Source organism: Ruegeria sp. AG7 (genome assembly GCF_056541545.1).
Map to the genome: position 1 here is coordinate 289,243 of NZ_JBQFYP010000003.1, position 22,968 is coordinate 312,210.

At 58.1% G+C, this 22,968-nt stretch carries 21 protein-coding genes; 11 read left to right on the top strand and 10 right to left on the bottom strand.

Annotated elements, in window-relative coordinates:
• The first annotated feature begins 20 nt into the window (after positions 1-20).
• Positions 21-1,838: a caspase family protein gene (locus ACR0BF_RS06320; RefSeq protein ID WP_480624497.1), complete on the top strand. Its 1,818-nt coding sequence runs from the start codon at positions 21-23 to the stop codon at positions 1,836-1,838.
• A gap of 199 nt (positions 1,839-2,037) precedes the next feature.
• Positions 2,038-2,724, top strand: a complete 687-nt coding sequence (locus ACR0BF_RS06325; protein WP_480473277.1) for a M48 family metallopeptidase — start codon at positions 2,038-2,040, stop codon at positions 2,722-2,724.
• A 71-nt stretch (positions 2,725-2,795) separates the two neighbouring features.
• On the opposite strand, the gene ACR0BF_RS06330 is transcribed toward ACR0BF_RS06325, so the two are convergent.
• The 5 genes from ACR0BF_RS06330 to ACR0BF_RS06350 are packed head-to-tail and all read right to left on the bottom strand — an operon-like array spanning position 2,796 to position 8,060.
• A complete protein-coding gene (locus ACR0BF_RS06330; protein WP_480624498.1) occupies positions 2,796-3,338 on the bottom strand; it encodes an RSP_2648 family PIN domain-containing protein in 543 nt (180 codons plus the stop codon).
• Positions 3,335-4,537, bottom strand: coding sequence for an RSP_2647 family RNA methyltransferase (locus ACR0BF_RS06335; protein WP_480624499.1), 1,203 nt, complete (start codon positions 4,535-4,537; stop codon positions 3,335-3,337). Before ACR0BF_RS06335 ends, ACR0BF_RS06330 begins: the two co-directional genes overlap by 4 nt.
• 38 nt (positions 4,538-4,575) lie before the next feature.
• On the bottom strand, positions 4,576-4,848 hold the full coding sequence (locus ACR0BF_RS06340; protein WP_480517387.1) for a hypothetical protein: 273 nt from the start codon (positions 4,846-4,848) through the stop codon (positions 4,576-4,578).
• A complete protein-coding gene (locus ACR0BF_RS06345) occupies positions 4,832-7,627 on the bottom strand; it encodes a [protein-PII] uridylyltransferase family protein (RefSeq protein ID WP_480624500.1) in 2,796 nt (931 codons plus the stop codon). Before ACR0BF_RS06345 ends, ACR0BF_RS06340 begins: the two co-directional genes overlap by 17 nt.
• A 49-nt stretch (positions 7,628-7,676) precedes the next feature.
• On the bottom strand, positions 7,677-8,060 hold the full coding sequence (locus ACR0BF_RS06350) for a DUF4440 domain-containing protein (protein ID WP_480517391.1): 384 nt from the start codon (positions 8,058-8,060) through the stop codon (positions 7,677-7,679).
• Between the two features lie 148 nt (positions 8,061-8,208).
• Between ACR0BF_RS06350 and ACR0BF_RS06355 the strand changes: the two genes are divergently transcribed.
• The 4 genes from ACR0BF_RS06355 (at position 8,209) to ACR0BF_RS06370 (ending at position 10,426) form a co-directional block, all read left to right on the top strand.
• Positions 8,209-8,631, top strand: coding sequence for a DUF2852 domain-containing protein (locus tag ACR0BF_RS06355; protein ID WP_480473289.1), 423 nt, complete (start codon positions 8,209-8,211; stop codon positions 8,629-8,631).
• A 66-nt stretch (positions 8,632-8,697) separates the two neighbouring features.
• Positions 8,698-9,129, top strand: coding sequence for an RDD family protein (locus ACR0BF_RS06360; RefSeq protein ID WP_480624501.1), 432 nt, complete (start codon positions 8,698-8,700; stop codon positions 9,127-9,129).
• A 75-nt stretch (positions 9,130-9,204) separates the two neighbouring features.
• The gene (locus ACR0BF_RS06365; protein WP_480624502.1) at positions 9,205-10,029 is read left to right on the top strand and encodes an arginyltransferase; all 825 of its coding nucleotides are present in this window, start codon (positions 9,205-9,207) and stop codon (positions 10,027-10,029) included.
• Positions 10,030-10,036: 7 nt separating this feature from the next.
• Positions 10,037-10,426, top strand: a complete 390-nt coding sequence (locus ACR0BF_RS06370; RefSeq protein WP_480624503.1) for a VOC family protein — start codon at positions 10,037-10,039, stop codon at positions 10,424-10,426.
• A gap of 134 nt (positions 10,427-10,560) precedes the next feature.
• On the opposite strand, the gene ACR0BF_RS06375 is transcribed toward ACR0BF_RS06370, so the two are convergent.
• The 3 genes from ACR0BF_RS06375 to ACR0BF_RS06385 all read right to left on the bottom strand — a co-directional run bounded on the left by ACR0BF_RS06375 (position 10,561) and on the right by ACR0BF_RS06385 (position 15,064).
• Positions 10,561-12,915, bottom strand: a complete 2,355-nt coding sequence (locus ACR0BF_RS06375) for a TRAP transporter large permease (protein WP_480493007.1) — start codon at positions 12,913-12,915, stop codon at positions 10,561-10,563.
• 17 nt (positions 12,916-12,932) lie between these two features.
• A complete protein-coding gene (locus ACR0BF_RS06380; RefSeq protein ID WP_480473299.1) occupies positions 12,933-13,859 on the bottom strand; it encodes a TRAP transporter small permease subunit in 927 nt (308 codons plus the stop codon).
• Between the two features lie 122 nt (positions 13,860-13,981).
• Positions 13,982-15,064, bottom strand: coding sequence for a TRAP transporter substrate-binding protein (locus tag ACR0BF_RS06385; protein WP_480473301.1), 1,083 nt, complete (start codon positions 15,062-15,064; stop codon positions 13,982-13,984).
• Positions 15,065-15,309: 245 nt separating this feature from the next.
• Here ACR0BF_RS06385 and ACR0BF_RS06390 point away from each other — a divergent pair, with 245 nt between their 5' ends.
• Positions 15,310-16,743, top strand: coding sequence for a cache domain-containing protein (locus ACR0BF_RS06390; RefSeq protein ID WP_480473303.1), 1,434 nt, complete (start codon positions 15,310-15,312; stop codon positions 16,741-16,743).
• Positions 16,740-17,387 (top strand): response regulator transcription factor, encoded by a 648-nt coding sequence (locus ACR0BF_RS06395; protein WP_267363844.1) that lies wholly within the window; start codon positions 16,740-16,742, stop codon positions 17,385-17,387. Before ACR0BF_RS06390 ends, ACR0BF_RS06395 begins: the two co-directional genes overlap by 4 nt.
• Positions 17,388-17,491: 104 nt before the next feature.
• On the opposite strand, the gene ACR0BF_RS06400 is transcribed toward ACR0BF_RS06395, so the two are convergent.
• Entirely contained in the window at positions 17,492-18,337 is an 846-nt protein-coding gene (locus ACR0BF_RS06400) for a HalD/BesD family halogenase (RefSeq protein ID WP_480517398.1), read from the bottom strand.
• A gap of 420 nt (positions 18,338-18,757) precedes the next feature.
• On the opposite strand from ACR0BF_RS06400, the gene ACR0BF_RS06405 reads away from it, so the two are divergent.
• The 3 genes from ACR0BF_RS06405 (at position 18,758) to ACR0BF_RS06415 (ending at position 22,171) form a co-directional block, all read left to right on the top strand.
• On the top strand, positions 18,758-20,509 hold the full coding sequence (locus tag ACR0BF_RS06405; RefSeq protein WP_480493004.1) for an acetolactate synthase 3 large subunit: 1,752 nt from the start codon (positions 18,758-18,760) through the stop codon (positions 20,507-20,509).
• Between the two features lie 68 nt (positions 20,510-20,577).
• Positions 20,578-21,138 (top strand): acetolactate synthase small subunit, encoded by a 561-nt coding sequence (gene ilvN / locus ACR0BF_RS06410; RefSeq protein WP_480624504.1) that lies wholly within the window; start codon positions 20,578-20,580, stop codon positions 21,136-21,138.
• A 313-nt stretch (positions 21,139-21,451) separates the two neighbouring features.
• Positions 21,452-22,171 (top strand): helix-turn-helix domain-containing protein, encoded by a 720-nt coding sequence (locus tag ACR0BF_RS06415; RefSeq protein ID WP_480624505.1) that lies wholly within the window; start codon positions 21,452-21,454, stop codon positions 22,169-22,171.
• A gap of 9 nt (positions 22,172-22,180) precedes the next feature.
• Here ACR0BF_RS06415 and ACR0BF_RS06420 read toward each other — a convergent pair whose 3' ends face one another.
• On the bottom strand, positions 22,181-22,966 hold the full coding sequence (locus ACR0BF_RS06420) for a DUF2189 domain-containing protein (protein WP_480624506.1): 786 nt from the start codon (positions 22,964-22,966) through the stop codon (positions 22,181-22,183).
• Positions 22,967-22,968 lie beyond the last annotated feature (2 nt).

Here is a 22,968-nt window from a genome sequence, read left to right on the forward strand (position 1 = left end):
CGTACGAGTAAAAGTGGGCCATGCTGATGAAGTTACATACTTTTGTTGCTGTGACGTTTTTGGCGGTAGTTCTTGCGATCTTTGGAAGTCCGGTTTCCGCATCGGACGGGCGCGTGGCTCTCGTCATCGGAAATTCGGAATATGATCATGTTTCGAGCCTACAAAACCCCGCGAACGACGCCGAAGACATCGCATCGGCCTTGGAGCGGATCGGGTTCGAGGTAACGCGAGGACGGGATCTTGACTACCGAGAGATGCGGCTTGCGCTTCGGGACTTCGCCCAAGCTGCGGAAGACGCGGAGATGGCCGTTGTCTATTTCGCGGGCCACGGCATAGAGATCGACAATATCAACTACCTGATTCCGGTCAACGCAGAATTGAAAAGCGATCGCGACATCGAGTTTGAGGCAATCCGGCTCGACAGCGTTCTGTCTGCGCTCGATACTTCGCAAGGCATTCGGATCGTACTCCTTGATGCCTGTCGCAATAATCCGTTTCTTACCTCTATGCTTCGGTCGTCAGCGACTCGGTCAGTGGGTCGGGGGCTGGCGGGGGTTGAACCGGGCGCAGTTCTGGTAGGTTTTGCCGCTCGCGGCGGGACACTGGCGCTCGACGGCGACGGCCGAAATAGCCCGTATGCTGAGGCTCTTCTAACACATCTCGCGGAACCGGGGCTCGAGTTGGGCTTTTTCTTTCGGAAAGTGCGCGACACAGTGTCAGAGCTCACGAATGGTTATCAGCAACCGTTCACATACGGTTCACTACCAGGACACGGAATCTACCTGACACCAGCGGCAGCGCCCTTGCGTGCCGCTGAGCCAGTCGCCGAAGCTACCGGGTCCGACCCCGTTTCAGGAGAAGATGCCGCTTTCGAAGCTGCGCGCAAACTGGGCTCGGTTCGTGCCTGGTCGCTTTTTTTCGATAAATTTCCAAATGGCGCGCGGAAGTCGGAAGCACTTGAAGCTGAGGCGACTCTTTTTCGCTACAATCTGCAGGCGCGACATGCCGGAAGAAATCTCGCGGCGGCTGAGTCGCTGAACTGGATGCGGGGCGAAGCTGTAAAGTATTTGACACTTTCGCGGGCGAACCAGCTTGTGATCCAGTCGACATTGCAGCGCTTCGGATATGACCCTGGAGTGATTGATGGAGTTCTCGGGCCACAGAGTTTCGGCGCCGTTTCGGATTTCCAGAGGGATCGACGGCTGGCGGCGGACGGTGTGCTTGACAGGGCCACGCTGTCAGCGCTCGGGATCGAACCACCCGAGTTCGGCTGGTTCCCTATCGCTGCGACCTTGGGCAATCGCTACGATATCGAAGCGATTCGGGCCCTTGAATCCGATCCACGCCTACACCGGTTGGCACGTACCTTTTCGGGGCGCGTCATGAACTATGGATTCTACGACGGACGGCTCTACGCAGTAGTCCGCACAAGCCATTTGTCTTGGGATCAAATTAAGACGCTGACAATGCAATCGGGAGGTGATCTGGCGTCCATTGGGTCGGCGTCCGAAGAGGAGATGGTAAAGAACCTTTTTCGTTACGATAACCTATTCTGGACCGAGCGAAACGCCCGCGACACCTATCCGTTTGCCGGAGACGACAATCTTGACGTGATCGGCCCTACTTTCGGGTTAACAATTAACAACGGAGTGTGGGCGTGGACCGATGGCCAGCCATTGAGCTACCGCAATTGGCAACCGGGTTTTCCTCGAAGCAACCGTCCTAGACCTTTCGGCGAATTTGTCCACGGGCCACGCAGGACCGGCACGCTTCCTTCTGACTGGCGCTGGGGAAACTGGCATGTCGCCCGCAATGCCATATTGATCGAGATCGAGTAGGTCGTCTGGACGCGAAAACTCGTCTTTATGCCGGACATTACTGTCGAGGTCCAATTCGATTTTTCCTTAAGTGCCGCTTTAGGACTGCTGACACCTTTTCCGGAGTACAGATTCGACATTACTGCCATGCGGCGAACGGCGGCATGGTCCATTGAATTTTTCGTTTGCTCTAAAAGCCCAGTGCTACCATATCTAGCCCATGCTTCGCCTGACCCCGATCCTGCTGGCCATTGCCTATGGAATTGTGATGTACCGGATTTCCGTCTGGCGCACCCATCGTGAACTGGATGCGAAATCGACGGAACTTGCCGATCCGGCGCTGAAACGCATGACCGACCGGCTGGCGGCGGCGCTCGGGATCGAACGGGTGCCGGTCTATATCTACGAGATCGACCCGGTGAATGGGCTGGCCGCGCCGGACGGGCGGATATTCATCACGCGAGGATTTTACCGCAAGTTTCACAACGGAGAGGTTTCTGCTGAGGAAATGGCCAGTGTAATCGCGCATGAGTTGGGGCACGTGGCGCTGGGTCACGCACGGCGGCGGATGATCGATTTTTCAGGGCAGAATGCGATGCGAACGGCGCTGATCATGGTTCTGAACAGGTTCATCCCCTTTGTCGGGGCGATGATTGCCAATGCGTTGACCGCACTGATCGCCTCGCGCCTGTCGCGGCAGGACGAGTATGAGGCGGATGAATACGCAGCAGCTTTGCTGACAAAAGCCGGGATTGGAATCGGCCCGCAGAAATCACTGTTTCACAAGCTGGAAGAGTTGACACAGCAGCGCGCCGGGGTGGTCCCGGCCTGGCTGATGAGCCATCCCAAGACAGATGAACGTGTTGCGGCGTTGGAAAAGCTTGAACAGCGTTGGGCACGCGGGTGATGCCTGTGCTGCGAGAGGCCAGCCTCTCGCGCTCTCCGGGATATTTTTGGCCAGATGAAGCTGGATCCCGCTCAGATGGCGAGCGCTTTGCCCAATCGCGGAAGCCGGGCTTTTTTCATGAGCGCGCGGAGGGTCCATTGTTCGCCTGAGAGGCGATCGGCTTGGGCAAGGACCTGTGTGGCAAGTGTGCTCATGCCTTCTGGGTTTGACTGCCAGAAACTGTACAACAGGCTGTCGGGATCTTGCCGGTCAAGCCCTTCATCAGTCAGGATATTTCTGGGAAAATCCTTGGCATTTACCGTGACAATCAGATCAGCGGAAGCCGCGATTGCTGTGGCCAGCACGTGGATATCTGCGGCGTCCGGCAGCCACAGACGGTTTTGAAGACCCTCGTTCGCTGGACGTTCGGCATCCGGCCAGGCACCTTGCACCAGCGCGATTTCAGCACGCGCCTGCGCCTCCCCCGTCGGGCCCAGCTTGCGGGCGGCGCGGGCCCATTCTTCGAGGATGCGGGCGGACCAGATCGGGGTGAAGTGTCCCAATCGCGCGGCGCCCAATAGCATTTCGCGCATGACCGTGGGATAGAGGACGCAAGTGTCGAGAACAGCCTTCATAGGCGGTAAAACACCGCCTTGAGGTAGCCGCTTTCCGCCAGTTGCGGCAGTTGCGGATGATCCGGCCCGGCAAATCCGGTGTGGATCAGTTGCGCCTGTCGGCCCGCCCGGCCGATCCCGCGGGAGGAGGCATCGCGGAACCGTCCCAGATCGGCGGCATGAGAACACGAGCACAGCCCCAGATAGCCGCCCGGTTTGACCAGAGGTGCGGCAAGCCGTGCGATACGTTCATAGGCGCGCAAACCCGCATCCAGCGCTTGTTTTGATGGGGCAAAGGCAGGTGGGTCACAAATGACCACGTCAAAAACCGCACACTCGTCCCCCAATTGAGTCAGTACATCGAACGCGTCGCCCTGCCGGGTCTGGAACCTGTCGGCAAGGCCCGAAGCCTCGGCACCTTTGGTGGCCAGTTCCAGCGCGGCCGCAGACCCATCGACGGATAAGGCCCGTCCGGCACCTGCGGCCAGCATCGCCAGACCAAAGCCGCCGACATGACTGAACACGTCCAGCACCTGCGCTCCGGGATGTACCAGCCGTGAGGCAAAGGCTTGGTTGGGGCGTTGATCGTAAAACAGGCCGGTTTTCTGACCTCCGGTCAGGTCGGCCATATACGTGGCACCATTCATTGGCACAGGCAGGGGCGCGTCGGGTGCTGTGCCGTGCAAAGTCAGGTTCTCATCGTCGAGCCCTTCCAGCCCGCGCGTGCGGCCCGAGGCGTTTTTCAGCACCGTCGTCACGCCTGCGACCTTGATTAGCGCTTCGGTGAGCGTATCCAGATGCACCTCGGCCCAGGCCGCGTTGGGCTGGATGACACAGGTATCGCCAAACCTGTCGATGATCACACCGGGAAAGCCATCGGCCTCGGCATGGACCAGACGGTAGAAAGGCGCATCAAACAGACGTTCACGCAGTGCAAGGGCGCGGCTGAGGCGGGTTTCGAACCAAGTATTGTCCAACTGCGCGTTGGTATCACGATCCAGCACCCTGCACATGATTTTTGACTCAGGATTGACCGCCACCAGCGCAAGCGCTGCGCGAGTGTCATCCTCGAGAATCGCCAGAGCGCCTGCGGGGATCTTGCGCGTACGGCGGTCGGTGACGATGTCATTTGCATAGACCCAAGGGAAGCCATGGCGCAGGCCGCGCGCGTTGGCTTTGGGTTTCAGGCGGATACGGGGGCGGTCGGCAGATTGGGTCATGGTGCCCTCTTAGTCGCGAATGTGCCGATGGAAAAGACCTAGCGGCTTCGCGAACGCCAGCCACCGCGCCGTTTCGGGGTTTGGGCCGCCTGAAGGCCCTCGGACAGAACCTGAGTCATGGGATGATCCGGGCTGTGCAGCGCGTATGCCGCATGCAACTCGGTCAGCGCCGTGTTCTGGTCACGCTCTTCGGGCAGGCTGAGCGCCCAGTCCAGAAATATGCTGCGGCATTCCGGCAGGGTGATGCCTTCGATGCGATAAGCTTCCTGGATCAGACCTTTGTGGTCATTGGGATCAGTGCTGCGTGCCATCTTCGCCCTCTTGGATCACGCTGCCGATCAGGTCGGCCGCAGTTGTGTAACTCTCCTGCAATGCCCGTTGCAGTGCATCGACCTGTTCAAACCCGGTGGCACGGCACAGGAAATCCACACCTCCTTCACCGATCTGCTCCGCCTCGATGACTTTGCCCGATAGAAGCCGGGCCGCACATTGCACCGACCAGCATAGGCTGTAGCAGTCTTTCAGGGATTGCGCCTGCGCGACATCCAGCAACCCGGCAGCGACGGCTCCATCGAGGCCCGAGGACACATCGCGTGCCGTAGTCCCTGCCAGCAAGGCACCGGTTTCGGCCATCAGTTCGATGTCCATCAGGCGGCCGGGCCCGTTTTTGGCATCCCAAATCCCGGCAGGTGCCTTGGCTGCGGCCAGGCGCGTTCGCATCTCCGCGACTTCGCGCAAGACATTGTCCCGCTCGCGTGGGCGCGACAGAAACCCGGCGCGGAACGCTTCGATATCATTTGCCAAACCGGCATCACCCGCAACGACATGAGCACGGGTCAGGGCCAGATGTTCCCACACCCAGGCCTCGTTCTGCTGATAATTGGTAAAGCTGGCCCAACTGGTGGCGACCGGCCCCTGATTGCCGGACGGGCGCAGGCGCATGTCAACTTCATACAGCCGCCCCTGTGACATCGGAGCTGAAAGTGCTGTAATCAGCGCCTGCGTGAACCGCGCATAATAGGTGCGCGTGGCCAGAGGGCGCGGACCATCGGACATGTCCTGATCCTGCGGGTCATAGATCACAATCATGTCCAGATCGGATTGCGAATTGATCCGTCCTGCGCCCAGCGACCCCATGCCCAACACCGCCGCTCCGCGCCCCGGTGCGGGCCCGTGTTTGCGGGCGAAATTTTCGGCAACATATGGCAGGATGGCGGCAATCACCGATTGTGCAAGCTCTGCATATTGCCGGCCTGCCTGTGCCCCGTCGATCAGACCGCGCAAGTGGTGGACACCGACCCGGAAATGCCATTCCTTACACCAGCGCCGCGCAAGGTCGAGCCGGGTTTCATAGTCAGGCTCTTCCGCCAGCGCACGGGCCAGTTCGATTTGCAAAGCCTTCTGCCCCGGCCAATCGGCAAAGAAACTGCCGCCGATCACCGCATCGAAAACCGAGGCATTGCGCGACAGATGCGAGGCCAGAGCATGAGACGTGCCAACGATATCGACCAGTAGGTCAATCAGTTGCGGATTGGCCTCGAACAATGAAAACAGCTGCACCCCGGCAGGAAGGCCTGACAGAAACCCGTCCAGCGCCATCAACGCCTCGTCCGGTTTGGCGGTCTTGGCAAGACGCGACAGCAGCTCGGGCCGCAACCGTTCGAATATCCGCGACCCGCGCTGGGACCTTAAGGCCGGATAGGTCGTCCACCGGGCCAGAACACTCTGGTCAAACTCCACATACTGCGCCGCCACAGGTGCAGGACCGGGCCCGGGCGCAAAAAAACCTTCGGTCAGTTCGTGTACTTCCGTCAGGCGGTTTTTCAGGTCCTGTTTCAGTTCGTCGCTGCCGATCCCCATCAGACAGGCGATGCGTTCGATGCCTTCCGGTGATTTCGGCACCTTATGCGTCTGTGCATCATGAACCATCTGAATGCGGTGTTCGACTTCGCGATGCGCCCGATAGTGATCGGTCAGTTTGTCCGCGACATCCTGCGGCACCCAGCCTTTTGACGCCAACGCCGCCAACCCCGGGACCGTTCCGCGCACCCGTAAATCCGGATCGCGGCCACCTGCGATCAACTGACGGGTCTGGGTGAAGAACTCGATCTCGCGAATACCGCCCTGCCCCAGCTTCATGTCGTGGCCGGGGATCGACAAGGCCCCGCCCGTACCCTTGTTTTCGCGAATTCGAAGACGCATATCATGCGCGTCCTGAATGGCGGCAAAATCCAGATGGCGACGCCAGACAAAAGGGCGCAATGTGTCCAGAAACCGCTGCCCCGCGGCCAAGTCTCCGGCGCAGGGGCGGGCCTTAATATATGCTGCGCGCTCCCACGTGCGGCCAAGGCTTTCGTAGTACCGTTCAGCGGCCTCCATCGCCATGCAGACCGGTGTTACTGCGGGATCAGGTCTCAGCCTCAGATCTGTACGGAAAACATAGCCATCGGCAGTCTTGTCGCTGAGCGTCGCGCAGAAGTTCCGCGTTGCCCGCACCATGCCCTGCCGGGCCTCGTAGAAATCATCAGGGTCAAACCGTGTCTCATCAAACAGCACAATCAGATCGATATCCGAGCTGTAGTTCAGCTCATGCGCGCCCATCTTGCCCATGGCCAGAATGACCATCCCGGCGGCAGTTTCGATATCGTCCTCGGTCATACCCGGCAGTTTGTTGCGCCGGATCAACGTCGCAATCTCGGCCTTGGCCGCAACATCTGCGGCCAGTGCCCCGAAATCGGTCAGTGCCGCGGTGACTTTCTCAAGCGGCCAGGCACCTGCGATGTCGGCAAGCGCGGTCAACAGCGCCACACGCCGCTTTGCCTGCCGCAAGCCGGATTTCAGCTGATCCGGCGGCAGCTTGCGCGCATCCGCCATGACTTCAGACAGTGCTTGATCCGGGCGCACTAAGGCATCAGGCAGCCATTCCCTTTCACGCTCTATCAGGCCTTTCAGATATGGGCTGGACCCGGCGGTTCCCGCCACCAGCTTTCCCATCTCCTGCGACAGATCAGGTATCAGAGCGCGGGTTTCATCGCCCAGGGGCGGATCAAACGCACGCGGAAGGCGGGTAATGGCAAGAGCGTCAGTCATGCGCGCACCCTGCGCATTGCAGGACGTAATCGTCAATGGGGCATTCTGATCAGGTTTCCTGAACCGGCGTGTCCTGACTGAAGCTGTTGACCCAGACGTCGTTTCTTCTTTCCCACAAAGATGAAATCAGCATCGCCTCGCGCCGATCTGCACCCGGGCGCAGGTAATCGGCACGGTAGGACAGCAACACGATATCCGGAGTCAGGACACGTAACCAAGCGTCACTCAGATCAAACTCGGCCATCGTTGGCGCATCTGCAAATTGCCCGACGTGATCGTCCCGATTGGCAAACCCCGTGGGATAAACACCCAGAAAATCCGCGCTCAGCAAGGCGCGGTCGGCGCTTGCGTCGCCTTCAACCAGCGCCACCCAGACCTGCGTTTCCAGTTCAAGAATGTCCTTTAGTGCAGGGGCGGCTTTGTTGTCCGTCATATCCATACCCGGACACTGCGAGCCAGATCCTGAAACGTCAACCGGATTGCATAATGTAAATCTTTTTCACATTACCCCTTGCACCCGTCCAAACGGTACCCCATCTATGCAATGTGAATAGAGTTTACATCAACCCTGGAGAGCTCAAATGACCGCATTGTCCGACCCCGCCGTCCCCGCGAATCCGGGATGGCTTTACCGAACCGAAGCCTGGCTGGATGACAAAGGCAAAGGGGCCTGGATCGCCGCCATGGTTCTTGGTTTCATCTTCTTCTGGCCCGTTGGCCTTGCCCTGCTGGCCTATATGATCTGGAGCAAACGCATGTTCAGCAAATCCTGCAACCGCCGCAAATCCTGGCACAGCCACATGAGTGCAATGAAGCCCTCGGGCAACAGCGCCTTTGACGCCTACAAAGCAGATACCCTGGCCCGCCTGGAACGCGAACAACAGGATTTCGAAGCCTTCTTGCGCCGCCTGCGTGACGCCAAGGACAAAGCCGAATTCGATCAATTCATGGATGAACGCGCCCGCGAAAGCCATGACGAAGACGGCAAGGGCGAGCCCGCCTGATTGACCTTGCCCTGCCCCGGTGTTTCGGGACAGGGTCCTCCTACCCCTGTTTTACGGACCTATCGAATGAACCATCTGCCCGACCCGGACACCCAACCTGATTTCTATCGTTCGGTGACAACCAAACGCTTCGCTGCCTGGCTGTTCGATATCGCCTTCATTTCGCTGCTTTGCACGGTGGCAATCCTTTTAACCGCCTTTCTGGGTCTGTTTTTTCTGGCCTTGATCTACGCGGTTGTTAGCTTCGTCTACCGGGTGGTGACCATCGCCAACGGCTCAGCCACGCTGGGAATGCGCTTTATGGGGATCGAACTGCGCGATGCGTACGGAGAACGGATGGATCAGGGCAAGGCGCTTGCCCACACTGCTGGCTATTTCGTCAGCATGGCCTTTCCCGTGGTCCAGATCATCTCGGTCATCATGATGATGACCAGCGCCCGTGGCCAGGGTCTGACCGACAGTTTTCTGGGCACCGTCATGATCAATCAACGGGCCTGACGCAAGGTTGCGTGAAACACTTGGCGGTCTCGGGAACGGTTGCTATCATCCCTCCCGAGGCTGGATGGGGATTTCATGCGACATACGCTGCCAATTGCGCCACAATTCTATGTCACGGCACCGCAGCCCTGCCCTTATCTTGGCGGCAGGATGGAACGTAAACTGTTCACCGCCCTGCAAGGCGAAGGGGCTGAACAGCTGAACAATTCCCTGTCTCAACAAGGATTTCGCCGGTCTCAGAATGTACTCTACCGGCCTTCGTGCACGGATTGCGCAGCCTGCCTGTCGGCCCGGATCGATGTTTCAGCCTTCCGTCCGACCAAAAGCCAGAAACGCACGGCAAAGCGGAACGGGTATCTGGAACGCCGCGCAACCTCGCCATGGGCCACGGATGAGCAATACGAGCTGTTTCGCCGCTATCTTGACACCCGGCACGCCGATGGTGGCATGGCTGACATGGACGTTTTCGAATTCGCCGCGATGATCGAGGAAACACCGATCCGCAGCCGCGTTGTGGAATATGCCGATCCTGAAACGGGCGAGTTGATCGCCGTCAGCCTGACCGATGTGCTCGAAGACGGGCTAAGCATGGTCTATTCCTTCTACGACCCGGAACAGCCGCAGAACTCACTCGGCACCTACATGATCCTCGACCATATCGACATCGCACGTGAGGCGGGCCTGCCCTATATCTATCTGGGGTACTGGGTCCCCGGCAGTCCCAAGATGGGCTACAAAGCCAAGTTTTCTGGGCTTGAGGCGTATATTCAGGGGGGGTGGCAAAAGATCAGTGATCCGGATGCTTATTCCGGCACATCGCATCACCCCTTGTCGGCGCCGCCAATCGCCGAACAGGTCGCCAATATCCAGCTCCCTGACCGGCATCCGACCAAAGGCTGACCGCGCGATGAAACAAAGCCTGCATGCCGTCACCCTTGTTGTGCCGGATTACGACGACGCCATCTTGTTTTATACAAAGACACTCAGCTTCCAACTCATCAAGGACATCGACCTCGGCCATGGCAAGCGCTGGGTTCTCATCGCGCCTCCAGGTTCGGACAGCGGATGCCTTCTATTGGCAAAGGCTGACGGACCTGAACAAACCGCCGCCATAGGCAACCAGACCGGCGGGCGCGTTGGGTTCTTCCTGCAAACCGATGACTTTTATCGTGACCACGCAGATATGCGCGCTGGGGATGTCCACTTCGAAGAAGACCCACGCCACGAACCCTATGGCATCGTCGCTGTCTGGCGTGATCCCTTCGGCAATCGCTGGGACCTGATCCAGTTCACCTGATCCGCATCTTCATCTGGCTATAAATATCCCGGGGATGAATTGGCCGCAGGCCAAGAAGGGGCTGGCCCCTAGCCCGAAACAAACAGAAAAGGGGGCCAATCGGCCCCCTTTGCAATATTCTCTTCCGGATCGGATCAGTTTGGCATCAGGTCCGGAACGATCGTGACAATCGTCGGGAAGAACCACAAGATCGCGATCCCCATAACCTGGATCAGAACAAACGGAACGATCCCGCGATAGATATGACCAGTTGTGACCTCTTTCGGCGCAACCCCCCGAAGGTAGAACAACGCAAACCCGAAAGGTGGCGTCAGGAACGACGTCTGAAGGTTCACCGCCACCATGATCGTGACCCATTTCGGATCGAACGAGCCGCCATAGATCACCGGGCCCACGATGGGGATCACGATGTAGATGATCTCGAGGAAATCCAGCACGAACCCCAGAATGAACAGCACCAGCATCACGATCAGGAAAACCGTGAACTCGTTGTCAAAGCTCTTCAGGAATTGCTGGATATAATGCTCCCCTCCGAATGAAATCACCACGAGGTTCAGCAACTGCGATCCGATGAGGATGGTGAACACCATCGAGGTCACTTTGGCTGTCTCACGCACCACCGGGGTCAAAACACCGCTGGAATAGAGCACCCAGCATCCGTACAGCAGCCCGAACAGGGCGTAAAGGTAGGCCGCATAAGCAATGATGAAGGCGATCCAGGTTTCCACCGTCACACTGCCTTGATTGATACGCAGGTCAAAGTTGACCCCCATCAGCAGTGCAATGACAACGGCGAAGGTCGACCAGATGACCACTTTGCCCGAACGGCCCTGATCCTGCAGCTTGCGATAGGCGGCCAGCATGATCGCGCCACCCGCGCCCAGCGCAGCCGCCGGTGTCGGATTGGTGACACCTCCCAGGATCGAGCCCAGCACCGCGATGATCAGAACAAGCGGCGGGAAGACCACGCGGATCAGATCGTTTGTGGCACAGCGGGCCGCAGCCTCTTTGCAACCATACATGGCCAGCGCGAACGGCAGGGCGAGCAGCACGAAAGTCACGCCAGAGGATGTGGTAGGCGATATTATCAGGATATCGACCAACGCCATCAGCAGCAGCCCGATTGCGCCAAGTATCAGCGGTTGCGGTGACCGCGACGGTGCGATCCCTCGGCCCAGAACCAGGGTCAGACCCAGCAGGACGAGGGTAACCGCCACTCCGGTGCCGATCGGTGCCGCATCGGCAATCCTTTTTTGCTGTTCAGCAGCCAGTTCCTCTTCTGTCAGGCGATGCGCTTGGGTTGTGCCGCCCGCGGCATCAATGGCTTCCTGCTCGGAAACCGCCTGATCCCATGCAGCCTGCCCATGCAGGTCGATCATTGACGCCTTGCATTCTTCCGATACGTTGGTCCGCAGCGACGCACCCTCGCCGATATCCGAGAAGGCCGAGACCGAGATGTTCTGGCTTCCGATCACACCGACATTGCCCAAAAGGACCGCGCCGACGATCAGGGCTACAGGCGCACCCAGCAACCATGTCAGGCCTTCTGACCGCGTAATGGGTTCCCCGGAACCACCGGACACAGCCACAGCGGGCGCTTTGTGTGGATTCAGCAATGCATAACCAAAGGCATAGAGCGCATAGAGCAGCGCCAGCATGATCCCTGGCAACAGCGCAGCCTGGAACAATGTCCCGACCGAGACAACCGCAGGCTCACCCAGATAGGTCAGCGCGTCGGTGCAACCGGCCTCAACAGCCCTGGTTTCCTGGGCTGTCGAATACAGATCTCCTGCCAATGTGCCCAGTAGGACGATCACGATCGACGGCGGAATGATCTGCCCCAAGGTGCCCGATGCCGCGATCACACCGGTCGCCAGTTCCGGAGAATAGTTGTTGCGCAACATGGTTGGAAGCGCCAGCAGACCCATCGTCACAACGGTCGCGCCAACGATACCGGTCGAAGCCGCCAGAAACGCCCCCACAACCACAATCGACACGGCCAGACCACCCGGAAGCGGGCCAAAAACACGTGCCATCGTCGTCAGCAGATCATTGGCAATCTTCGAACGTTCCAGCGTGATGCCCATCAGAACAAACATGAGCACGGCCAGAAGGGTCTCGATTGATTGTCCGGCCAGAACCCGTTCGTTCATGCGGTTCACGATGAACGACACGTTGCGGTCCAGCGCGGTTTCCCAGCCCGAGGCAAAAACCGGTTCGGCGAGCCTTGGCAAATCCGGGTATCGGAACACCGATATGGTGTCCGGCTTGATCCCGGAATTCACAAGGTCCCGATAACTTTGCGATCCGACATCAATCGCCTGGTGGATCAGCAAACCCGCACTGTCCAGCGCGGCGATGATGCCAAAGGATATGATCCCCGCCCCGCCGATGGCAAAAGCCACCGGAAAGCCGGAAAGAATGCCCCCGAAAAGGCAAAAGAATACGATAATGAGGCCTATCTCGACGCCATCAAGTCCGAATAGCATTGTCTTTGTCTCCGCCCTTAATGCGCGCCTTCATAGGCTTCTTCACCCTCACCAAGGCTGTCCTTGTCGAGGTATTTTCCAACGCTTTCCGGCCCTTCCACAAATTCCAGATACGACCGGTACAGGAATGCGACGGCGTGCAGGAACACCATGGCCGCAAACGCCACCAGAAGGATCTTGAACAGGAAGTAGGCATTGAACCCGTTGGGGCTGAACCCGATGGTTTCCACGTTCCAGCGCAAGGCACGGGACTTGGCTACCAGACGGTCCAGCGCGTCACTGGCCGAAGGGTTCGGCACGATCAGGTGACGCCACAGGAAGAACCAGCCGTACATCCAGGTCAGCACCGCCATTGGCATCATGAACAGTAACGCACCGCACATATCGACCACGCGCTTGGCGCGGTGGCTGATACCGGCATAGATCAGATCAACGCGCACATGCCCGCCCTGCACAAATGTGTATGTACAGCACAGACAGACGACCATGGCGTTATACAGTTTCAGCTCTTCCGCGAACCAGCTGATATCCATCTGGAACGGAATTCCCAGACCGAAGGACATATCAGGACGGGTAAAGACCCGTTGCATGAATACGATGACAATCTGCTGGATTACCATCAGCAGACCCGCCCAGGCAAAGAACCGCCCGGTGGTGTTTGCAAACCCTTCCAGGCCACGCACGATGGCCCACATAAAGTTTCTGTAATACAACCCGACGGCTGTCAGAACCAGAAAGAAGGTGAACACCACAAAGAAGAATTCGACCGAACCGCCGTAATAGACAAAGCGCATGATCGACGCCTTGTCAGACCAGTCCAGCCAGAGCTGCGGATGCGTGATCGCATATCCGAAATTATAGAAGGCTTCGGCAATGTTCTGAATGAACCAAACCAGTCCATTCCACAGGGCGCCGAAGAACGAGATACCGTTTTCGTCCTGCATGTTGTCCCCAGGTCGTCTCAGTTGCGCGCAGGCCTATTTTGGCTTGCCCAAGTCCTTTCGCGCAACGGGAAAGGTTTCCCCGCAAGGCGCGGGGAAACCGTTTTTCCTTTGATCAGGAAGATTTAGCCGCGAACACGGTCACGCTGTGCGGTGTAGACACCCGACGACAGGTTGTTCCATGCCGACGAAGCCGCCATCGACGGCATTGCGCTGTCGTAGATCTTCTTGAACAGCTCATCGCCCATGTTCTCGTCCAGAACCTCCTGGCTGGCCTTGCCGAACGCATCCCAGACACTGTCGGGGAATTCCAAAACCTTGACGCCACCGGCCTGCAGGCGCTGCAGGGCGGCACCGTTGTTGGCCAGGAACTGCGCCAGGTTCCACTGGTGCGCTTCGGCGGCAGCGATCTCGATGATCTTCTGCTGGGCCGGGGTCAGTTCATTGAACACGTCGCGGTTGGTTGCCAGCGACAGACCTGCGCCCGGCTCGTGGAAGCCCGCAGTGTAGTAGGTCTTGGTGATTTCCTGGAAGCCTGCCTTTTCGTCGGCCCAGGGTCCGATCCACTCGGTTCCGTCAATCGCGCCGGACGACAGCGCCTGATACACTTCGGAACCGGGGATGTTCTGAACGGACGCGCCCAGTTTGCCCAGAGCTTTACCGCCCAGACCGGGCATACGGAACTTCAGACCATTGAAGTCTTCGGGGCTGTTGATCTCTTTCGAGAACCAGCCGCCCGCCTGCGCACCGGTGTTACCGGCCAGGAATGACTTCAGGCCAAAGATTTCGCCCAGCTCATCATGCAGCTCCATACCGCCGTCATGATAGTACCAGTTCACAAGTTCCTGTGCGGTCATGCCGAAAGGCACTGCCGTAAAGAACGCATAGCCCGGGTGCTGACCGACAAAGTAATAGTCAGCGGCGTGATACATGTCGGCCTGGCCGGACGACACCGCGTCAAACACCTCGAACGCGCCAACCAGTTCGCCTGCCGCCTTGATCTCAACATTCAGGCTGCCATCCGACATGGCGTTGATGCTGTCGGCACAACGCTGCGCGCTGTCAAACACGCCAGCCAGACCACGACCCCACGAGGTCACCATGGTCAGTGTGCGCTGTCCCTGTGCATAGGCCGGAGCCGCCAGAGCGGTTGCTGCGGCTGCCGAACCGCCCAGCGCGGATTTTTTCAGAAATGAACGACGATCCATATGAGTGTTCCTCCCCTTCATAGTCACGATCCGGCAGAACCGGACCTGTCGCATTCAGTGCGCGTCAGCCTAATGTGAGCGAAGCGAAAGGGAATACCTACTACTGCGTAGAGAATCGATTTCTTTGGGGGATGCGGTGAAATTTCCGAATGAAAACTCCAACAAATACGGCCCAAATACCGGAATTTCACCGACCAACGCCAATCTTTTTGCATTTTTGCCGCCGCTTGCGTATCGATTCGTCCATGCAAAGACTCCGACATCTGATTTCGCTGACCTATGCGCAGAAACTGTCGCTGGTGGCCGCAATCCCGCTGGTTGTGGCCGTGGCAGCAATCGCTGTGCTTGTCGCATATGAGGCGCGTGCGACCGCTGAGCGCGAGATCGAAGCCCTGGAGCGCAGCCTGATCGAGGCCAAGAAAGAAGAACTGCGCAACTACGTGACGCAGGCGCGCAATGGTTTTGCCTATATCTATGGCCGCGCTGAACCGGACGATGAGGTGTCGAAGAACCTTGTCTCGCAGATACTTTCGGCAATGATCTATGGGCAGGACGGGTTCTTTTTCGTTTACGATTATGATGGCAACAATCTGGTCAGCCCCCGTCAGACACAATTCATCAACCGCAACTGGGAAGGTCTGACCGACAGCGATGGCACACCTATCGTTGACGAGTTCATTCGCCTCGCCCGTCAGGGAGCCGGGTGGCACAGCTTCATGTGGGAAAAACCCTCGACCGGGGATGAGGCGCAGATGATCGCCTATGTCGTCGGGTTGCAGGACTGGCGCTGGGTCGTGGGTACCGGGGTCTTCATTGACGACATTGTCGCCACGGTCGCCAACGCAAGGGCCGAGGTTGAGACCCGCGTGCAGCGCACCTTCATGTATATCGGCGCCATTGTTGTTGCTGCGGTTCTGATTGTTTTTGCTTCGGGCATGTTGCTGAACATTCGCGAGAGACGGTTGGCGGATGCCAAGTTGAAAGAACTGACGCAGCGTGTCTTCGACGCGCAGGAAGAGGAACGCGGCCGGGTTGCCCGCGAACTGCATGATGGCATAAGCCAGATCCTTGTGGGTGTGCGCTATGCGCTGGACAATGCGCGCCGCCGGCTGTTGCGCGGCGATGATGCAGGCGCGCGCGATCCGCTGGACAAAGGCATTGACCATCTTCGCACCGCTATCACCGAGGTGCGCCGCATCAGCCGCGACCTGCGCCCCGGCGTGCTGGATGACCTTGGCCTTGGACCTGCGTTGAAGGCTCTGACCGACGATTTTCGCGAACGAACCGGGATCGAGACCGAGTTTTCCACCGTCGTATTCCGCAACCGGCTGGATCAGGACAGCAAGATCGCACTCTACCGCATCGCACAAGAGGCGCTGACAAATATCGAACGCCACGCGGATGCCTCTTATGTGACGATTGACCTGCGCGGCCACAAGAAAGGCGCAACCATGCGGATCACCGACAATGGCCGTGGGTTGCGCGCAGAATCCGGAACCCCAACCACCGGCATCGGTCTGCGCAACATGCAGGAGCGAATTGAGCAACTTGACGGATCGCTGCGTATTCTGTCATCACGCGGACCGCGCGGCGGTACGGTAATCGAGGCCAGCCTGCCGCTGAGCCACCTGTTGCCTCCGCAGGAAGACGCAACTCCGAACCGAAAGGCCGGTACATGAGCGCCAAAAACATCCGAGTTCTTATTGTCGACGATCATCCCATGGTGGCCGAGGGCATTCAGTCGATCCTTGAAAGCTACGACGATATCGAAGTGGTTGGAACTCTCGGCAGCGGTCAGGCCGCGGTGGATCAGGCGGTTGGCCTCGCCCCGGATGTCATCCTGATGGACCTGAACATGCCTGGCCTCGGCGGACTCAGCGCCACGGAGATCATTCTGGAACGTCTGCCCGATACGCGCATCCTGATCCTGTCGATGCATGACAGCCCCGAATACATTTCGACCGCGCTCAGCCACGGCGCAAAAGGCTATGTTCTCAAAGATGTCCCAACCGAAGAGATCAAGCAGGCCATCGATGCGGTCATGCGGGGTGAGCAATATCTGTGCACAGGTGCAAGTGGGTCCCTGAAACCCAAAGGCGACAACGCACGCGAGGCGCTGACTGGGCGCGAGCAAACAATTCTGCTGGAACTGGCGCAGGGCAAATCAAACAAAGAAGTTGCTCAAAAGCTGGATATCTCGGTGCGAACGGTTGAAACGCATCGCAAGAACATCAAGCGCAAACTGGGAATATCCTCGACCGCCGGGCTGACCCGCTATGCGCTGGAACATGGCATGCTGCAAGGCACGGGGGTCGGCTTCTGATCTTTGCGCAACCGCAGCGCGCAGCGCTGCCCGGCCCAAGCAGATAAGACGCGCCACAGGCGCGTTGACGACGGGCGGGAGCCTTGACCTCCGGTAGTGCCCCTTCAATCCAGCAACTGATCTTTTCGCAAACCCGCACGCTCATAATGGTGTGGCAACACGCGTCCATAGAGCTGCTGCGTCCGTTCGATCCCACCACACATGCCTTCGGCCTCGACAAATGAAAAGATACCCACATACCGCCGCCGCGTGCCCTTGACCGGGGCGACCCTGTGCAGGGAGTAGCGGCCTTTGAATATCTGCAAGTCCCCAGGTCGCAGCTCCAACCGATGAACGCGCTCATTGTTTCCGTCCAGAACCGACGCGACCTGATCGAAATTCTCATCCTCGGCTGTGCGCAGATTGGGTGCGTATTCGAATGCACCGCCCTGCTCGCCATTCTGGATCGCCAGTGTCACGGTGTAGTTATTGGTGTCGAAATGCCAGGGAAAGCCCTGCCCCTCTTCCACGACATTGATGATCACATCTGCCAGAGGGTCATCGTAACGAAAGAAGCGGTCCTCAGGCTCATCCAGCGCATCCCGAATGAAGGGAAGAAATCCGCTAAACTCGTAAATCCTGCGCAAAGGACCGGAATGCGCAAAATTGTCAGCAGGAACAAACGCGTTCGACCGGTCATAGAACCGTCTGATCGGATGGGCGGCGTCGAACCGTGGGTCATCTTTGGTGAAATAGGCATTTGTGCGATTGAAAGACCGGTGTGCATTGGGTGCCACCTCGTCGGCCTCCTGCACCAACAGCTCGATCCCTTGCGCATGTGCGAAACCAGGCAGAACCGCACAGCCGTCCTGTTCCAACTCGCGCCGCAAATCCCCGATCAATCGCCTGTAAGCTGGCGAATCCGGGCGATCAATCGGATATCGTCCCAGATCTACCAGGTCATGTAACATGCTCCGCCTCCCTCGTTTGCGAACACAAGGTCAGCGTGACGCAGACAAATCACCGGATCATGCCAGTTTCAGACATCGACCTGACGCATTCAGACCTTCATACCTGTCCCGCCCTCACGAAAATGCCCGCCCTTTTCCCGGAAATTCCCGGCGTGCGGCAATCTGCGCAACAAAATTTCGAAAAATACCGCCATTGAGATAGAAAATTGGTGGATTTGCCTGTTGACGCTTCTCCCCCCCGAACATAATGTCCCCTCCAAGCAAAAAGGAGCCTCTGGCGATGAGAACGCTAGTCGTAATCGTAGGAACCACGCGCATGGGCCGGTAACGGTAAACCATAATCGAACCCATGCGCCTCCGAAATTTCGGGGGCTTTTTTTTGTCAGACGCAAGACACATGTCGCGAACGGAGCAAAGCAGATGACACGTGAGATGACCGGCGCAAAGATGGTAGTTCAGGCCCTTAAGGATCAGGGCGTGGACACGGTATTCGGATACCCCGGTGGCGCCGTCCTACCGATCTATGACGAGATCTTTCTGCAAAACGACATTCGCCACATTCTGGTGCGTCACGAACAGGGTGCAATCCACGCCGCCGAAGGCTATGCGCGGTCGACCGGCAAGCCAGGTGTTGCGCTTGTAACCTCTGGTCCCGGTGCCACAAACGCAGTTACCGGCCTGACCGATGCGTTGCTGGATTCGATCCCGATTGTGGTTCTGACCGGACAAGTCCCGACCTTCATGATCGGATCGGATGCCTTTCAGGAGGCCGACACCGTTGGCATCACGCGCCCCTGCACCAAACATAACTGGCTGGTAAAGGACACGAATTCGCTGGCCGAGACGCTGCACGAGGCTTTCCATGTGGCCAAATCGGGTCGTCCCGGCCCGGTTCTGATCGACATTCCCAAGGATGTGCAGTTTGCCACGGGTGAATACAACAGTCCGAAACCTTCGACCTCGCATTACCAGCCGGTGCTGAAAGGCGATCTGGAGGAAATCAACGAGCTTGTTGCAGCCATTGAGAAAGCCAAGAAGCCGGTTTTCTATACGGGCGGTGGTGTCATCAACTCTGGCCCCGCAGCCAGCCAGTTGTTGCGCGAACTGGTGGATTCCACGGGTTTCCCGATCACCTCAACCCTGATGGGTCTGGGCGCTTACCCCGCCTCAGGCGAAAACTGGTTGGGTATGCTGGGGATGCATGGCCTCTACGAGGCGAACCTTGCGATGCACGGCTGTGACCTGATGATCAACATCGGTGCACGGTTCGACGACCGGATCACCGGGCGCATCGACGCGTTCTCTCCAAAGTCGAAGAAAGCCCATATCGATATTGATCCGTCTTCGATCAACAAGGTCATCCGTGTGGATATTCCAATTGTCGGCGACGTGGCGCATGTTCTGGAAGACATTCTGAAGGTGTGGAAGTCACGCGGGCGCAAGACCGATGCAGCGGCTGTCAAGAAATGGCAGGCGCAGATCTCTGAGTGGCGTAAGATCAACTGTCTGTCTTACACCAACAGCGAAAAGTCGATCAAACCGCAATATGCGCTGCAACGACTTGAAGAACTGACGAAAAAGTATAACCGCTATATCACCACCGAGGTTGGCCAGCATCAGATGTGGGCGGCACAGTATCTTGGGTTCGAAGATCCCAACCGCTGGATGACATCGGGCGGGTTGGGCACCATGGGCTACGGCTTCCCCGCTTCGATCGGCGTGCAGATGGCACATCCGGACGCGCTGGTGATCAACGTCGCCGGTGAAGCCTCGTGGCTGATGAACATGCAGGAGATGGGAACGGCCGTTCAGTACCGTCTTCCGGTCAAGCAGTTCATCCTGAACAACGAACGCCTCGGCATGGTCCGCCAGTGGCAAGAGCTACTGCATGGCGAGCGGTATTCGCATTCCTGGTCCGAAGCCCTGCCCGATTTCGTAAAACTCGCTGAAGCGTTCGGCGCCAAAGGCATCCAGTGTTCCGACCCCGCCGATCTGGACGACGCAATCATGGAAATGATCAACTACGACGGTCCGGTAATCTTCGACTGTCTGGTTGAAAAGCACGAGAATTGCTTCCCGATGATCCCGTCCGGCAAAGCGCATAACGAGATGCTTCTGGGTGAGGCCGAAACGCAGGGCGTGATCGACAGCAAAGGTTCGGTTCTGGTCTGATACCGTCCGAGGATTACCGCCGGGCGACCATTGCGCCCGGCAAACACAGGATGATGAAAGGGACATAAATGTCTGCCCTACATATCAAAAAAGGCTCCACCCGCCATTCGGCCTATAACCTAAGGCCCACCTTTTCGGACGTTCAGGAACGTCACACCATCGCGGTTCTGGTCGAAAACGAACCCGGTGTCCTGGCCCGCGTGATTGGGCTGTTCTCGGGGCGTGGATATAACATCGAAAGCCTTACCGTGGCCGAGGTGGATCACACAGGACACCTGAGCCGCATCACCATTGTCACCACCGGCACGCCGCAGGTGATCGAGCAGATCAAGGCGCAGCTGGGCCGGATCGTGACTGTCCATGACGTGCATGACCTGACGGTCGAAGGCCCGTCGGTTGAACGCGAACTGGCCATCATAAAAGTCGTGGGAGAAGGCGACAAACGCGTCGAGGCGCTGCGCCTGGCTGACATCTTCCGCGCCAATGTGGTCGACAGCACCCTGAACTCTTTCATATTCGAGATCACCGGCGCGCCGGACAAGATCGACGCTTTTGCTGACCTGATGCGCCCGCTGGGCCTGATGGAAATCGCCCGCACCGGCGTGGCGGCCCTGCTGCGCGGCGACTGAACAACATACCCGCCTTGGGACTTTTCTTGCACCCAAGGCGGGAACACTATTTGAGGTTGGTGGGCATTTTTAAAACCAACCCACGCGCCCTTCTATGCGCTAAATTTGCCATAGGGCCGGCTCTTCCGAATAAGGATCAGGTATTTTCACATAAAGCCTATTGCCATTGCGCTTAATGGCATTAGCCTCGATGCCGCAACGCGACGTGGGGATACGTTGCTTGGGGTCAATCTGTACGATTTTTGAATGCGCGCCAGGGTCTGGCCCGGTGTTGCGATGGTTTTTCGGGAAACTCAGCAAGGCGTGGGCATCCATGACCGACGACATTCGCAGCCCGGCTGAACTTCGCGCGATGTTTGGTGCGAACCTGCGGCAACTGGCACGAAGGTATCGGTCAGTCTCAGCACTGTGCCGCAAGCTTGGCGTGAATCGGACGCAATTCAACAGGTATCTTTCGGGCGAAAGTGTTCCACGGCCGGATGTTCTGGATCGCATCTGCCGGTTTTTCGACGTGGATGCGCGCTTTCTCCTGAAGCCTCTGGACGAAATTGAAAAGATCGAGGACCACCCCGCAGCGGCGGCCTTGACCGAGTTCCTGGGATCAGGTGTGGACATGATCGCCAGAACTGCGTTTTCTCCGGGGTTTTATGCCGTGATCGAAAGCGTCTCGGCCTCGCACCGTATGACCTTGCTGCACGCCCGACCACTGGCCCAATGCACGTTGATACGCGGATATGTGTCGCGCGCCGCGATGCCCGAAGCAACACCACAGGCGCGCGAAATACAGGGGATCGTCGCCTGCACCGGCAGTTCCGTCTATATGCTGACCTCTCAGCGAGCGGGTCAGAACAGTCGTGTTTATATGATTGCACCCGATCCGACGGGAACAGCAGTTCAGTGGCGCGGCACGGTCATAAGCCCGGCCAACCCTTCGACACCGGAACCCGTGGTTCTGAAATATCTCGGGCACGATGCAACGGCGATTTTCGCCGCTGCACGGTTGTCGACCAACAATCCGGCACAGTATCCCTGACCGGTTTTCTCAGGACGATGTGCCCTCGCCTTCGACTTGGGTGATTTGCCTATACAGGTGCCAACTGGCGTGGCCCAACAGTGGCAGGACCACCAGAAGGCCCAAAAACCAGGGCACCATGGCCAGAAACGTCAAAACAGCGATGATCACCCCCCAGGCAAGCATCACCGGAAAGTTCCCGGACACATAGGTAAAGCTTGCAATCATTGCCGTGACAAAATCCAACTCGCGATCCAGCAGCAGTGGGATCGACAAAACGGTGATCATATACAGAACGGTTGCGAAAACCGCCCCGACCACCGTGCCCACAGCCAGCATTGTCAGGCCATTCGCCGTCAGAAAGACCTCAAGCGAGGATGACACGTTTGTCATCGTGGCCAGCCCAAGGAACAGGGCAAAGATCATGTGCCCCAGAAAAAACCAGAACAGAAACACCACGACGATGATGGCGCAGATCGACGGCAATTGCCTACGGCTTTGTTGCAGCACGACACCAAAGATTGCGCCAAGATCCAGCGGTTCACCCTGTTCCAGCCGGTGGGACACCTCGTAAAGGCCAACAGCGGCAAACGGGCCGATCAACGGAAAGCCAATTGCTGCCAGAACTAGCCAGAAGGTTGTACCAGTCTGGATGGTGACCCATGCCATCGCCCATCCCGCAAACACGTAGAAACCGGCAAAGATCAACCCGAACTGAGGCGCACGCCGAAAGTCGGCCCAGGCGCGCCCCAACGCGGCGCGTAGCATGGCAGTATCTACCGGACGCATGTCCGGAACGCCAAATGGCTTTTCCATGT

What these genes read in the sequence shown, in the direction of transcription:
- ACR0BF_RS06320 (WP_480624497.1), top strand. Translation starts at nt 21, where the DNA reads ATGCTGATGAAGTTACATACTTTTGTTGCTGTGACGTTTTTGGCGGTA.
- ACR0BF_RS06325 (WP_480473277.1), top strand. Translation starts at nt 2,038, where the DNA reads ATGCTTCGCCTGACCCCGATCCTGCTGGCCATTGCCTATGGAATTGTG.
- ACR0BF_RS06330 (WP_480624498.1), bottom strand. Translation starts at nt 3,338, where the DNA reads ATGAAGGCTGTTCTCGACACTTGCGTCCTCTATCCCACGGTCATGCGC.
- ACR0BF_RS06335 (WP_480624499.1), bottom strand. Translation starts at nt 4,537, where the DNA reads ATGACCCAATCTGCCGACCGCCCCCGTATCCGCCTGAAACCCAAAGCC.
- ACR0BF_RS06340 (WP_480517387.1), bottom strand. Translation starts at nt 4,848, where the DNA reads ATGGCACGCAGCACTGATCCCAATGACCACAAAGGTCTGATCCAGGAA.
- ACR0BF_RS06345 (WP_480624500.1), bottom strand. Translation starts at nt 7,627, where the DNA reads ATGACTGACGCTCTTGCCATTACCCGCCTTCCGCGTGCGTTTGATCCG.
- ACR0BF_RS06350 (WP_480517391.1), bottom strand. Translation starts at nt 8,060, where the DNA reads ATGACGGACAACAAAGCCGCCCCTGCACTAAAGGACATTCTTGAACTG.
- ACR0BF_RS06355 (WP_480473289.1), top strand. Translation starts at nt 8,209, where the DNA reads ATGACCGCATTGTCCGACCCCGCCGTCCCCGCGAATCCGGGATGGCTT.
- ACR0BF_RS06360 (WP_480624501.1), top strand. Translation starts at nt 8,698, where the DNA reads ATGAACCATCTGCCCGACCCGGACACCCAACCTGATTTCTATCGTTCG.
- ACR0BF_RS06365 (WP_480624502.1), top strand. Translation starts at nt 9,205, where the DNA reads ATGCGACATACGCTGCCAATTGCGCCACAATTCTATGTCACGGCACCG.
- ACR0BF_RS06370 (WP_480624503.1), top strand. Translation starts at nt 10,037, where the DNA reads ATGAAACAAAGCCTGCATGCCGTCACCCTTGTTGTGCCGGATTACGAC.
- ACR0BF_RS06375 (WP_480493007.1), bottom strand. Translation starts at nt 12,915, where the DNA reads ATGCTATTCGGACTTGATGGCGTCGAGATAGGCCTCATTATCGTATTC.
- ACR0BF_RS06380 (WP_480473299.1), bottom strand. Translation starts at nt 13,859, where the DNA reads ATGCAGGACGAAAACGGTATCTCGTTCTTCGGCGCCCTGTGGAATGGA.
- ACR0BF_RS06385 (WP_480473301.1), bottom strand. Translation starts at nt 15,064, where the DNA reads ATGGATCGTCGTTCATTTCTGAAAAAATCCGCGCTGGGCGGTTCGGCA.
- ACR0BF_RS06390 (WP_480473303.1), top strand. Translation starts at nt 15,310, where the DNA reads ATGCAAAGACTCCGACATCTGATTTCGCTGACCTATGCGCAGAAACTG.
- ACR0BF_RS06395 (WP_267363844.1), top strand. Translation starts at nt 16,740, where the DNA reads ATGAGCGCCAAAAACATCCGAGTTCTTATTGTCGACGATCATCCCATG.
- ACR0BF_RS06400 (WP_480517398.1), bottom strand. Translation starts at nt 18,337, where the DNA reads ATGTTACATGACCTGGTAGATCTGGGACGATATCCGATTGATCGCCCG.
- ACR0BF_RS06405 (WP_480493004.1), top strand. Translation starts at nt 18,758, where the DNA reads ATGACACGTGAGATGACCGGCGCAAAGATGGTAGTTCAGGCCCTTAAG.
- ilvN (WP_480624504.1), top strand. Translation starts at nt 20,578, where the DNA reads ATGTCTGCCCTACATATCAAAAAAGGCTCCACCCGCCATTCGGCCTAT.
- ACR0BF_RS06415 (WP_480624505.1), top strand. Translation starts at nt 21,452, where the DNA reads ATGACCGACGACATTCGCAGCCCGGCTGAACTTCGCGCGATGTTTGGT.
- ACR0BF_RS06420 (WP_480624506.1), bottom strand. Translation starts at nt 22,966, where the DNA reads ATGGAAAAGCCATTTGGCGTTCCGGACATGCGTCCGGTAGATACTGCC.